The sequence below is a fragment of the Actinomadura sp. NPDC047616 genome (assembly GCF_040642915.1).
GTDB lineage: Bacteria > Actinomycetota > Actinomycetes > Streptosporangiales > Streptosporangiaceae > Spirillospora > Spirillospora miaoliensis.
Genome location: NZ_JBEYTB010000008.1, coordinates 1 through 12,624 on the forward strand (window position 1 = coordinate 1; position 12,624 = coordinate 12,624).

The window sequence follows — 12,624 nt, forward strand, 5'->3', positions numbered from 1 at the left end:
TCTGGCACAACGACAAAACCGCCCAGCCCACCGCCCGATCCCTGACCGCCTACGATCACTGACCGCAACCAGACAGCTTGGAATCAATCATCTAGTTGTAGCGCCAGGTCTCGGCGTTCCAGAAGAAGCCGTAGCCGTGGTGACCGAGGGTGCGCTGGGCCGGCCCGGTCAGGTTCTTCGGCACGGCGTTGATGGTCTTGAGGTAGGCGATCCACACGAACGGCGGGTCGTCCTGCAGGGCCTGCTGGAAGGCGGTGTAGGCGGCCTTGCGCTTGGCCGGATCCAGGGTGGAACGGCCCTCCTCCAGCGCCTTGTCGGCGGCGGGGTTGGCGTAGGAGCCGTAGTTGGAGCCGCCCTTGGACAGCGCCTGGGAGGAGGCGAACGGCCCGTACACCGAGGAGTCGGGGTCGTAGGGGGTGCCCCAGCCGACCACGAACATCTGCAGGTCACCCCAATGCTTGCGCACCCAGTCCCTGGGACGCGGGTTGGGCACCACGTCGAAGCCCTGCTGCTTGAGCTGGGTGGCCGCCACGTTCAGGATGGCCACCCGCAGCGAGTCCTCGGCGAACGTGCTCAGCTCGAACCGGACCGTCTTACCGTCCTTGGCCCACAGGCCCTGGGCGTTCTTGGCGTACCCGGCCGACCGCATCAGCTCGCCGACCTTGGCCGGGTCGTGGGCGAAACCGGGGGCGGCGGCGTAGGGGCTGGTGTCCAGCGGCCCCTTGGCGGGCGAGCCGTAGCCCAGCACGACGCTCTTGGTGATGGCGTCGCGGTCGACGGCGTGGTTCATCGCCTGCCGCACCCGGCGGTCGGCGAAGACCGGATTGGTCATGTTGAACATCAGCGCCCGGTAGTCGGCCGTCGGGTAGACCTCCACGCGGTGCCCGGTGGCCTTGCCCGCCTGCTGGGGCGCGAGGTTGGCGGCGTCGACCTCGCCGTTGCGCAGCTGGATGAGCCGGGCCGAGTCGTCCGGCACGTACTTGATGACGATCTTCTTCAGGCCGGGCCTGCCCTCGTAGTAGCCGTCGAAGGCGGTCAGCTCGGCGTACTGGCCGGGCTTGTAGGTCGTGAGCGTGAACGGCCCGGTGCCCACCGGCTGCCGGCCGAACACCGGATCGGTGAGCTTCCTGCCCTGCAGCAGGTGCTTGGGCAGCATCCCCATCGACAACGCGTCCAGCATCGGCGCGAACGGCCTGTCCAGCTCCAGCCGCACCGTGGCCGGGTCCGGCGTGGTGACCGAGCGGACCATCGCGAAGTTGCGCGACAGCGGCGAGTCCGCGCCGGCGTTCTTGACGGTCTCGATGGTGAACTTGACGTCGTCGGCGGTGAACGGCCGTCCGTCCTGCCACTTGACGCCGGGCCGCAGCGCGAAGGTGTAGCTCTTGCCGTCCGGCGCGACTTGCCAGGAGCGCGCGAGCCCGGGGACGACCCTGTTGTCCTTGTCGTGCCGGGTCAGCCCGCGGAACACCAGCTCGGTCACCGGATCGGTGTGCTCGTCCTGCAGGCCCGGATTGAACGTCTCGGGCTCGTCACCGATCGCGTACGTCAGCACGCCGTCCTTCCCCGAGGCGGGATCGTCACCCTGCCCGCACGCCGACGCGAACGCCGCCACGACGACGGCGACGGCCATCACGGCTACAACCGGACGTTTCACCATGCGGCGCATTATTGCAAACAAGGCGCAGTAGCGACCAATTCGCGACTGGGCCGCGCCTTCGCACCGCGAAGCTCCCGTCCTGTTCGCCGTTCCGGTCGCCGCGGCACGTCTCCGCGCGCGGCTTCGCGCACCCGGTCACCGGCGCCCGGCAGCGCAGGGACCCGCCCGGCATCACGCGGGTGAAGTCTCGACCTCCTCGCGTTCCGCCCTGGCCTGTCGTGAGGACGTGAGGCGCTGTGCTCGGTACACGAAGGCGGTGACCCCGGCGGCGAACAGCGCGAACCCGATCCAGATCAGCGTGCGCGTGACATTGAGCCCGGCGCCGTCGACGCCGGGAGTGCGCCAGCCGTCACGGCCACTGGCGGCCACGACGAGCACCACGACGATCGTCGCCGCGACGCAGGTGCGGCCTATGGCGCGTCCCAGCAGATCGAGCCGGCCCCGCCCGGGGCGGCTCGCCGGTGCCAGCAGCCGGACCAGCAGCAGCGCCGCGACGGGCAGTTGAAGCAGCCAGACGGTGGTGCGGAACCAGCCGTCGAACCACACGTTCGTGCCGTACAGCAGGGTGTGCCAGACGCTGAGCACGTACACCGCCAGGATCGAGGCGTGCAGCACCCGCCAGACCCGCGCGCCGATCGACCTGCGCGCGTAGAAGGCGAGGCCGAGCGGGATGGCGAGGTAGAAGGCCAGCAGTCCGATGAAAATCGCGACCTTTCCCGTTCCGCTGGAATACGCGCCGGGGACGAAGGTGTCGACGAACGCGCTCCAGGTCCGCCCGGCCCATCCGTGCCGGTCCTCGTTGCCGCAGGCATCGGCCGCCGAGGCGGAACTGCCGGGGCCTCGTGGAGCAGCCACCGGCGGGACGCATGGGTTCAGGCGGTGTTCCAACGCGCGGGCAGGGCGGTGGGACCGCGTAGGGCAGCGCCCACCTGGCTGGTGATGCGGACGTGCTCCTCTGTCCCGTCCTGCAGCCGGAGGTTGGGGAGGCGTTGCAGCAGTACGGACAGGGCGGTGGTGAGTTCGGCGAGCGCGAGCCATGTTCCGGCGCAGGTGTGCGGGCCTTGGCCGAAGGCCAGCATCGCCGTCTCGCGTCGGGTGATGTCGAAGCGATGCGGGTCGGGGTAGACGGCGGGATCGCGCAGCGCCGCGTTGATCGAGAAAATCATCGGCGTGTCCGCGGGGATGTCGATACCGTTCCAGGTGGTGGCCCGCGGGCACAGACGCGGCAGCAGGCCCACCGGAGGCTCCCAGCGCAGCCCCTCCCAGACCGCCCAGGCGACGTGCTCGTCCGGGGCCCGGGCGACCGTCTCCAGTTGGTCCGGATGGGTCAGCAGCGCGGTCAGCGTGTTGGCGAGCGCGAGCATGGTGGTGTCGGCACCCGCGGGGAACAGCAGCCGCAGGAACGCGAACACCTCCTCGTCGCCGAGCCGGTTGCCGTCGACGGATTCGGTGACCAGCATGGAGACCAGGTCGTCGCCGGGGCGGCGTCGCCGTTCCGCCAGGATCGGGCCGATGTACTCGGTGAACTCCCCTGAGGCCGTCATCGCCGCGTCCGGCTCGAAGGGGAAGTAGAACAGGTCGTGCGCCCACCGGCGCACCGTGCTCTCGTCCTCCACCGGCAGGCCGAGCAACCGGCTGATGACCAGGACGGGATAGCGGGTGGTGAACTCGGCGACCAGGTCGGCCTCGCCGCGTTCGGCGAAGCGGTCGACCAGCTCGTGGGCCAGCGGCTCGAGAACCGGCTCGACGTACCGGGCGACCCGGTTGCGGCGGAACGGCGGCGAGGCGACGGCGCGGTTGATCCGGTGCTCGGTTCCGCTCATGCACTGCAGGGTCCTGCCGAGCACGGGGCCGGTCGTCAGCGGGTAGATCGCCGCCGCCGGGAAGGTCTCCTCGTCCCTGAACGCCGCGCCGACCAGCTCGTGCGTGAGCAGCAGGACCGCATGCGCGCCCGCGAACGGGACGATCGCGTACGGCCGCACCGCGCGCAGGTCGGCGAGGAGTTCATGAAGGGCCGGGACGTCCTCGAACGCGAAGTCGACACCGTTGACGTCGACGGCGTCCGCGAGCGGTCGGGTGCCCATCGCGTCCTCCCGTGATACGAATATTCGTATCGATGAGATGAATAGTCGCATTCGAGGCTAGGAGGGCCGGTGGTGGATGGCAAGGGCCGGCCGGCGTCCCCGCCGACCGACCGCGCGATCGCGGTGGTGGAACTCCTCGCCGCACGGCGGAAGCCGGTCAGCGCCGCCGAGGTCGCGGACGCCCTCGGGCTCAGCCGCTCGACCGTCGGCGCGATTCTCGGCACGCTCGCCGACCGCGCCTGGGCGCGACGGCTGCCCGACCTCACCTACGAGCCCGGCCCGCGCCTGGCCGCCATCGCCCTCACCTGCGGCCGTCCGGCGGCTCCGGACGGTGCCGACGAGGCGATTCGCCGGCTGTCCGAACGCGTGGGCTGCGGCGTGGCGTTGGGCCTGGTCACTCCGAACGGCTTGACGTTCGTGGCGGTCACCGCGGGCGAGGGCCGTCTTCCCGCGGGCATCACCACCGGCACCGTCCTGCCGTTGCACGCTCCCGCGGGGGCGGCGTCGGTGGCGTTCAGCAGCCGGGAGCGGCAACGGGAATGGCTCGCCACCGCGCCACCCGACTGCCACGCGGCGCTCGCCGAGGTGTTGGAGCAGATCCGGACCGACGGGGTCGCGCTGTGGGGCATCGACGCCGCGGCCCCCGCCGCACTCGACGTGCTGGCCGAGGTGGTCGAACACCTGTCGGACAACCCCGCGTCACAGGACCTTCGCGGACGCGTCCTGGCCCTGCTCGCCGACATCAGCGGACGCCCCTACGGCGCCGCCGACGTCACCGCCGACGCCCCGCTTCCGCTGAGCCACCTCGTGGCCCCGGTGTTCGACGCCGCCGGCCGCGCCACCTGGGAGCTGCAGGTGGGCCCGCTCCGCGCCGCCGTGGGCCGCGCCGAACGCCGGCACTACATGACGGAACTGCGCCGCACGGCCGACCGGCTCAGCCAGACGGCCCGTTGAGTTCGCGCCCGCCCAACCGAGCACCCGCTCTTCCGCGGGACGGCCGCCGGACGCCCGCACCGCACGGCCAGGTCGCCGAGACCAGGGATGCTCTCCATGTGTGATCGCATGACCTACTCTGCGTGACGGCGCCGCGCTTCGTGCACCGCCCCGGCCGCGTCGCCGGCGCGCCGGGGTCCGGAACCCTGCACAAATTGTCCGCCGGGCGGATGTGCACTTTTCTCATTGTTCGTCGATAAACGATCGGCCAGAGTCTCTCCCACCGCCGGTCAACCGGCGGGAACGCCGCCCGCAACAATGCCGAAAACTCCGCTTAACAAATCCTGCCGCCCCTCCCCCGACTCCGCCTTTCCCCCGTCTTGGAAGGTGCCGCTTTGTCCGCTGCCCACTGGATCTATCTGCTCGGCCTCGCCGCCCTCATCGCCACCGTGGTGGCCCGGAGGAACGTGGTGGCGCTGGCCGTCGTCGCCACGTTCGTCACCGGCCTCGCCTACGGCGGCAGCGTCGTCACCGGGCTCGGCTCGGTCTTCAACGCCGCCGTCCTCGCCACCCGGGAGCTGCTCCCGATCTTCGTCATCATCGCCCTGGTCACCGCCATGCTCGGCGCGATGCGGCGGCTCGGCGCGGACGCGATGATGGTCCGGCCGCTCGGGCGGTTCTTCCGCAACGGCCACGTCGCGTACGTGGTCATCGCGGTGGTGACCTACGCGCTGTCGCTGTCGTTCTGGCCGACGCCGGTGCTCCCGCTGATCGCGGCGATCCTGGTGCCCGCCGCCGTACGGGCCGGGCTGGCGCCGTTCGGGGCCGCGCTGGCGATCGCCATCACCGGGCAGGGCATGGCCCTCAGCTCCGACTACATCATGGGCGTGGCGCCGGCGCTGTCGGCCGAGGGCGCCGACGTCCCGGCCGGGCCGATCGCGGACCGGGCGATGGTGATCTCGCTGATCGCCGGGGTGGTCGCGCTCGCGGTGGCCTACCTGCGGGACGTGCGGACCAAGATGCTCGACCCGATGGCCTCCGCCCTGGTCGTCCTGCCCGCCGCCGAGGCGGGTTCCGCCGGGAGCACCTCGGTGGGGGCCGGGTCTCCCGGCACGAACGCCGCCGCCGCGGCGGGGACGGACGCGGCGCCGTCCGCGGCGACGGGCGGAGCCGCGGCGACGCTCACCACCTCACCGGCCCCCGGCGAGGGTGCGGGCGGCGGCTCGGAGGACACGGCGGACGCCGCCGGCCCCGGCTCGCCGTCCAGGGCGCGGATCATCGCCGTGGCCGTGCCGCTGGTGTTCGCGGCGCTGCTGGTCTTCATGCTGCTGGGACGGTTCACCTCGCTGGTGCCGAACATCGACGACGGGCAGGGCGCCCCGCTGGTCGGCGGCACCGCCGCGCTCGCGCTGGTCGTCATCGCGCTGACCGCGAACCGCGCGAACTGGCTGGAGGACGTCTGCGAGCACTTCACCGAGGGCATCGCCTTCGCGTTCCGCACGATGGGGATGGTCATCCCGGTCGCCGGGTTCGTCTACGTGGGCCTGTCGGACTACTCCGCCGACATCCTCGGCCTGCCCGAGGACGCGCGGGCCCCCGCGTTCCTGCTGGACGCGATCAAGCACGTGGAGCCGTACATCCCGCACGTGCCGGTGTTCGCCTCGTTCGCGATGCTGCTGGTCGGAATGGTGATCGGGCTGGACGGCAACGGCTGGCCGGGGCTGCCGTTCACCGGGTCGCTGGCGCACTCGCTGGGCGAGGGCTCGGGCGCCGACGTGTCGACGCTGGCCGCGATCGCGCAGAACGGCGCGAGCTGGACCGGCGGCGGCACGCTGGTCATCTGGTCCTCGCTGATCGTGGTCGCGGGGCTGACCGGGGTGTCGGTGGTCGAGCTGGCGCGGCGGCTGTTCGTCCCCGTGGTCGCCGGTCTGGTGGTGGCCACGGCGATCGCCTCGGTGGCACTGTGACGGGGATGGAGACGAGGAGCCCGATGAGCACGCACGTGGACGACGCCACGTCCCCGAACGGCACGGCCTCCCGCGCCGCGGTCCCGAACCCGGTGGATCCGGCGGGGGCCGGCACCGTCACCGGGACGGCCGAGCTGGTCCGCACGGGCGCGCTGGCCGCCCGCGAGGTGGTCGACGCGGCGCTGGCCCGCATCGCCGAGCTGGATCCGGAGCTGGGCGCGTTCGTGCACGTCGACGAGGACGGCGCACGTGAGCGGGCGCGCGAGATCGACGCCATGGTGGCCCGGGGCGTCGATCCGGGGCCGCTGGCGGGCGTCCCGTTGGGCGTCAAGGAGTTGCACGCGGTGGCGGGCTGGCCGTACGCCATGGGCAGCGCGCTGCACGCCGACCGGATCGCCGGGCACACCTCCACGCTGGTGGCGCGGGCCGTCGCGGCGGGGGCGATCCCGGTCGGGCTGACGGCGTCGCCGGAGTTCGGGCGCGCGTCGTTCACCGCGTCGTCGCTGCACGGGGTCACCCGCAACCCATGGAACCCGGCGCTGACTCCGGGCGGTTCCAGCGGCGGCTCGGCGGCGGCGGTGGCGGCCGGGATGGTCCCCGTCGCCACCGGCACGGACGGCGCCGGCTCGCTGCGGATCCCCGCGTCGTACTGCGGTCTCGTCGGTTTCAAGGGCACCTACGGGCGGGTGCCGCGCGGGCCGTACCACCGGGGGACGGCCGAGAACGACCACTACGGCGTCCTGACCCGCACGGTGCGGGACACCGCGCGGTTCCTGGACTGCGTCTGCGGCAGCGACGAGTACGACCGGTCCTCGCTGCCCGCGCCCGCCGAGCCGTTCGAGACGGCGCTGGCCGGGGTCGACCTGCGCGGGTTGCGGGTGGCGTGGACGCCGGATCTGGGGAACGCGCCGTGCGATCCGGAGGTGGCGGCGGTGGTGCAGGCGGCGGCGGAGGCGTTCGTCGCGGCCACCGGCGCGCGCCGCGTGCCCGCCGAGGTGGACCTGGAGGCGGCGTGCGGCGCGGCGTTCCGCACCCTGTCGGTGCCGGACGTGCACGCCGAGCTGCGGGCCGCGCCGCCCGGCCGGCTCCGCGCCGTCCATGCCACCGTGCGCCGCTACGGGGACGCGGCGGCGGCGCTGGACGCCGACGCCCTGGTGGACGCGCACGAGACCAGGGCGCGGTTGGTGGCGGCGCTGGCCGCCGCGTTCGACCGGTTCGACCTGCTGCTCACCCCGGCCACGCAGGTGCCCGCGTTCCCCGCCGAGGGGCCGATGCCGACCGAGATCGCGGGGCGTCCGGTGGACCACTGGGGCGCGCTGGCGGTCACGTTCCCGTTCAACCTGTCGGGGCATCCGGCGATCTCGGTGCCGGCCGGGACGGCGGGAGGCGCCCCGGTGGGCCTGCAGATCGTCGGGCGGCGGCACGAGGACGTGCGGGTGCTGGCGGCGGCGGCGGCCGTCGAGGGGCTCGGCCTGTGGCCGCCGCCCGCCCCGTCCCGTTGAGCCCGGTTCAGCCGGACGTGGCGGCGGCCCGGGGCGCGATCTTCTCCTCGAAGGCGCGCAGGGCCGCCGCCCCCACCGCCTTGTCCTGTTCGCCGTTGCCGCCGCTGACGCCGACCGCGCCGATGACCTGGCCTTCGTAAACGATCGGGAAGCCGCCGACGAAGATGGCGAACTTCCCGGGGTGCATGTGGCTGATGCCAAATGCCTCGTTGCCGGGCAGCGCGGGCCCGTTCGGCGGCTCGTTGAACTTGTGGGTGTCGCGCTGGTGGCCGGCGGCGGTGAACGCCTTGGCGATGGCGATCTCCACCCCGGTCAGCCGGGCCCCGGTCATGCGGTGCAGGGCGATCGGGTGCGCGCCGTCGTCGGCGATGCAGATCGTCTCCTTGACCCCGATCCGCTCCGCCTCGGCCTCGGCGGCCTCCAGCAGCACCAGGGCGTCCTCCAGGGTGAGCCGATGAACGGTCTGCATTCTTCGCTTCCTCTCTGTTCCCGATTCACGGAATCAATGAATTGCCGTGCGCCGTCGGCCGGTGCCGTTCTCCCGCCATTCGGGGTATTGCCCCGTCCGATTCGATGCCGCAAAATGAGAGGAGCGGAAAAAGGATTCCCTGCCCTCGCCCGCCCGTCCCGTCCCGCGGTCACGGCAGTCAGTCTCCGGGACCTCGGCAAACCGGACTATGTACACTTTGCCGAACTATCGGGACAGGATGTGGGCACATGGCACATCAGCATGCGGAGACCGCCTCCCCGGACCACCTCGGCGACGCGCCCGGCACCGCCCCCGGCGGCGCCGTCCCGGCGGCGGCCCCTCCCCCCGGTGACGACGGCGCGGACGCCGAGGGCCGGATCACCGTCGGCGCCCTGCTCGCCGAGCCGCTGCTGCGCGGCGGCCTGGTCGCGGGCGCGGCCGGGCTGGACCGCCGGGTCGCCTGGTGCCTGCCGCTCTCGGAGACGCGGCGCTACGCCGAGGACACCGCCGGCGCGGCGGACCTGCCGGGCATCGCCGTGCACCTGCCCGCGACCGTGCTGGCCGCCGCCGAGGGGGCGGACGGTCCGGGCGCGCTGGTCCAGGAGCTGGCCCGGCGCGGCGCCGCCGCGCTGCTGGCCTGGCAGCCCCCGGGCACCTGGTCCGACCTGAAGGCCGCCGCCAGGGCCGCCGACCGCGCCGGGATCCCGCTGCTGTGCCTGCGCGAGGAGGCCGACTACCGGACGGTGAGCCGGCTCGTCGGGCAGAAGGCGCTGGCGCAGACCTCGCACGTCCTGGAGTACGGCGCCCGCGTGCACCGCACCCTCGCCGACGTCCTCGCCCGCGGCACCGGCGTCCCCGCCATGGCGCACGCGATCGCCAGCCTGTCCCGCTGCCCGGTGCTCATCCTGGACGAGGACGGCGAGCGGCTGGCCTGGGAGGAGCCGCCGGACGGCGCGGCGAGCGATCCCGGGCCGATCATCGCCGCGCTGCCCCCGGCCGGATCTCCGTCCGCGGCCGGCGACGGAGCGGGGGGCGGTGCCCATCCGGTCGAGCTGGACCTGCGGCCCGCTCCCGGCCGCGCCCCGGTGCGCGTGCTGGTCACCCCCATCGTGGTGGGCGGCGAGCCGTACGGGCGGCTGGTCATGATCGAGCGATCCTGGCCGCCCGACGAGCACGACCTGGCCCAGCACCGCGTCATCGCCGAGCACGGCGCGACGCTGACCGGATCGGAGATGCTGCGGCAGCGCTCGGTACGGGCGGCCGAGGAGCGGGCCCGGGGCGACTTCGTCGAGGCGCTGGTGCACGGCCGGTTCGCCGACCCCTACGAGCTGGGCGCCCGCGCCCGCCACCACGGGTTCGACGTGACGGGGCACTTCGCGGTGCACGTGGTGGCGGCGTCCTCGCTGCTGCCGGTCGGCCGGGACTACCTGCGCCACACGCTCACCGCCGCCCGGATCGCGCAGTCCATGGAGCCGGAGGGCACCACGCTGACCGCCGCGATCGGCTCCACGATCGTGGTCATCCGGCAGCTGGCGTCCGACGACGACCCGCTGGCCGGGCGGCAGGAGGCGGGCCGGTTCGCCCGGCGGCTGCGGCGGCGGCTGCTGGACGCGCTGGGCGACGACCTGCGGGTGACCCACGGCCGTCCGGGCCGGGGCGCGGCCGGGGTCGCCACCAGCTACTACGAGGCCCGGCTGGCGATGGGGCTGGCCTGGCACACCGGCGCCGACCACGTGTGCGGTTACGACGACCTGCGGGTCTTCGCGGCGCTCAAGGAGGCGGCGGGCAGCGCCGAGGGGCAGGTGTTCGCGAGGGAGACGCTGTCCCCGTTGCGGCAGGCGGGCGGCGACGACCTGGAGGCGATCGTGCTCGCCTACATCAGGGCGTCCGGGAACCTGAACGCCGCGGCGCGCTCCCTCAACCTGCACCGCAACACGATGCTGTACAAGCTCGACCGCGCCTCGCGAGCGCTGCGCATGGACATCCGCACGGCCGAGGCGCAGTTCATGTTCTGGCTCGCGCACCACATCGAGACGCTGAGCTCGGTCACCCAGACCCTCGCCGACGAGCTGTCCCCGCCCGCCGGCGACGCCCAGGGGCGCGCGCCGGGCGACGGCGGCGAGGCGGCACGGACGGCGCGGGCCAGAGAAGGCAGTGACGGCCCCGGGCGACGGCGGACGCCCCGCGCGGGCACCTGACGGCACGTCACCGCGAAACCGGAAAACCCGGTCGTGCGTGCGGGAGGCGCTACGCGGCGGGGGCGCGGCCGGCGAACGACGCCAGCAGCCCGAGCACCGCGATCGCGGCGCAGCCGGCGAAGACGGCGCCGAACGCCGGGCCCCGGTCCAGCACGGCCGCGACCCACGCCGCGCCCAGCGCCGAGCCGCCGAAGCGCAGCAGGTTGAACAGGCCGAGCCCGGCGCCGTACCCGCCCGCCCGCGAACGGGTCGCGCCGGTCGCCGCCGGGGTCTGCACCAGCGCCACGCCCGCGCCCGTGAGCAGCAGCGCGGCCAGCAGCCACGGGACGGCGGCGTGGACGACGAAGACCGCGCACACCAGCGCCTGCCCGGCGACCAGCAGCACCAGCCCGCCGCGCAGCACCCGGCGAGGACCGGCCCGCTCCATGAGGACGCCGACGACCGGCGCGAGGACCGACATCGCGATCGGCAGGCACAGCAGCAGCCCGCCCGCGGCGAAGGTCGCCACGTGCCGTTCGGTCGTCAGGTAGAGCGGGACGCCGAGCAGCGTCGCGCCGAGGCAGAACATCTGCGCCAGCACGGTCAGGCACGACCGCAGATACCGGACCTCCAGCAGCAGCCGCGGCGGCAGGAACGCGTCGGCCCGGCCGCGTTCGGTGAGCAGGAAGGCCACGGCGGCCAGCAGCCCGGCGGGCGCGCCCAGCCACACCAGCGGGGAGGACAGGCCCAGCGGGGCGACGGCGGACGCCGCGCCCAGGCCGAGCGCGGCGGCGAGGGTCAGCAGGACGGCGCCCCGCCAGTCGAGCGGGACCCGCCGGGGCCGGTCGCGCGGTACCAGCCGCAGGGCGAGCACGGCCGCCGCCAGTCCCAGCGGGACGACGGGCCAGAACACCGCGCGCCAGCCGAACCAGGTGGCGAGCCCGCCGCCGAGGGTCGGCCCGGCCGCCTGCCCGACGCCGTTGGCCGCGGCCCACAGCGCCAGCGCCCGGCCCCGCCCGCCGCCGGGGAACAGCGTCACGATGAGCGCCATCACGGTCGGGAGCATGGCGGCGGTCGCGACCCCCTGCACGGCCCGTGCCGCGACGAGCGCGGGCAGGCCGGGGGCGAGGGCGGCGGCCGCCGAGGACGCGCCGAGGACCGCCATCGCGGCGGCGAACACCCTGCGGTGGCCGTACCGGTCGCCGACCCAGCCGGAGACGGGCAGCAGCACCGCGAAGGTGACGGTGAACGCGACCACCAGCAGCGACCCGGCCGACACCCGGACGCCGAGGTCGTCGAGGATGTCGCTGAGCGGCACGTTGACGATCGTGTTGGCGACAGTGCCGGTGAACGTCCCGGTCAGCAGGGGGACGAGCGCGGCCCACGGGCCCCCGCCGGGGCCGCGTCCCGCCGGTTCATCGCTGGTGGACACCCTGCCGCCGGCGTCGCGGGCCGGGCTGCTCCACGCCCGGCGGGATGGCCACCAGGATCCTGCCGTCCTCCTCCCGCACCGGGTAGACCCGCACGGGACGGGTGGCGGGCGGCGTGATCGGCTCGCCGTCGGCGAAGTCGAAGACGCTGCCGTGGCAGGAGCACAGCAGCCCGTCCTCGGTCACGCGCCCGGAGGACAGCAGGCAGTCCAGGTGCGTGCAGTAGTTCGACATCGCGTGCACCACGCCCTCCGAGCGGGCGACGGCGATCTCGGCCTCCCCGACGAAGAAGCGGCGGACCACGCCTTCGGGCACCTGCCCCGACCGGGCCACGTACTGGTACTCGGGGGCTTCGCCCGCTCCGGTCGCGGGGGACTCGGGCAACTCGGCGGACTCCATCGCGGG

9 protein-coding genes and 1 pseudogene are annotated in these 12,624 nt (G+C 73.8%); 4 read left to right on the forward strand and 6 right to left on the reverse strand.

The features are described from left to right. Positions 1-91: 91 nt before the first annotated feature. From ABZ801_RS19845 to ABZ801_RS19855, 3 genes and pseudogenes are all read right to left on the reverse strand, one after another. Entirely contained in the window at positions 92-1,657 is a 1,566-nt protein-coding gene (locus tag ABZ801_RS19845) for an ABC transporter substrate-binding protein (protein ID WP_360699545.1), read from the reverse strand. Between the two features lie 171 nt (positions 1,658-1,828). Further along, positions 1,829-2,458: pseudogene (locus ABZ801_RS19850) on the reverse strand (iron reductase); the annotation flags it as partial. 71 nt (positions 2,459-2,529) lie between these two features. Beyond that, on the reverse strand, positions 2,530-3,741 hold the full coding sequence (locus ABZ801_RS19855) for a cytochrome P450 (RefSeq protein ID WP_360699547.1): 1,212 nt from the start codon (positions 3,739-3,741) through the stop codon (positions 2,530-2,532). A gap of 69 nt (positions 3,742-3,810) precedes the next feature. Here ABZ801_RS19855 and ABZ801_RS19860 point away from each other — a divergent pair, with 69 nt between their 5' ends. The 3 genes from ABZ801_RS19860 (at position 3,811) to ABZ801_RS19870 (ending at position 8,143) form a co-directional block, all read left to right on the forward strand. Continuing rightward, positions 3,811-4,695 (forward strand): helix-turn-helix domain-containing protein, encoded by an 885-nt coding sequence (locus tag ABZ801_RS19860; RefSeq protein ID WP_360699549.1) that lies wholly within the window; start codon positions 3,811-3,813, stop codon positions 4,693-4,695. Between the two features lie 374 nt (positions 4,696-5,069). Next, a complete protein-coding gene (locus ABZ801_RS19865; RefSeq protein WP_360699551.1) occupies positions 5,070-6,641 on the forward strand; it encodes a hypothetical protein in 1,572 nt (523 codons plus the stop codon). 23 nt (positions 6,642-6,664) lie between these two features. Next, positions 6,665-8,143, forward strand: coding sequence for an amidase (locus ABZ801_RS19870; RefSeq protein ID WP_360699553.1), 1,479 nt, complete (start codon positions 6,665-6,667; stop codon positions 8,141-8,143). Positions 8,144-8,150: 7 nt separating this feature from the next. Here ABZ801_RS19870 and ABZ801_RS19875 read toward each other — a convergent pair whose 3' ends face one another. After that, positions 8,151-8,612, reverse strand: a complete 462-nt coding sequence (locus tag ABZ801_RS19875; RefSeq protein WP_360699555.1) for a heme-binding protein — start codon at positions 8,610-8,612, stop codon at positions 8,151-8,153. 248 nt (positions 8,613-8,860) lie between these two features. Between ABZ801_RS19875 and ABZ801_RS19880 the strand changes: the two genes are divergently transcribed. Then, entirely contained in the window at positions 8,861-10,810 is a 1,950-nt protein-coding gene (locus ABZ801_RS19880; RefSeq protein ID WP_360699557.1) for a helix-turn-helix domain-containing protein, read from the forward strand. Positions 10,811-10,859: 49 nt separating this feature from the next. Here ABZ801_RS19880 and ABZ801_RS19885 read toward each other — a convergent pair whose 3' ends face one another. Next, on the reverse strand, positions 10,860-12,221 hold the full coding sequence (locus ABZ801_RS19885) for an MFS transporter (RefSeq protein ID WP_360699559.1): 1,362 nt from the start codon (positions 12,219-12,221) through the stop codon (positions 10,860-10,862). After that, a complete protein-coding gene (locus tag ABZ801_RS19890) occupies positions 12,205-12,618 on the reverse strand; it encodes a non-heme iron oxygenase ferredoxin subunit (RefSeq protein ID WP_360699561.1) in 414 nt (137 codons plus the stop codon). The genes ABZ801_RS19885 and ABZ801_RS19890 overlap by 17 nt, the downstream gene beginning before the upstream one ends. Positions 12,619-12,624 lie beyond the last annotated feature (6 nt).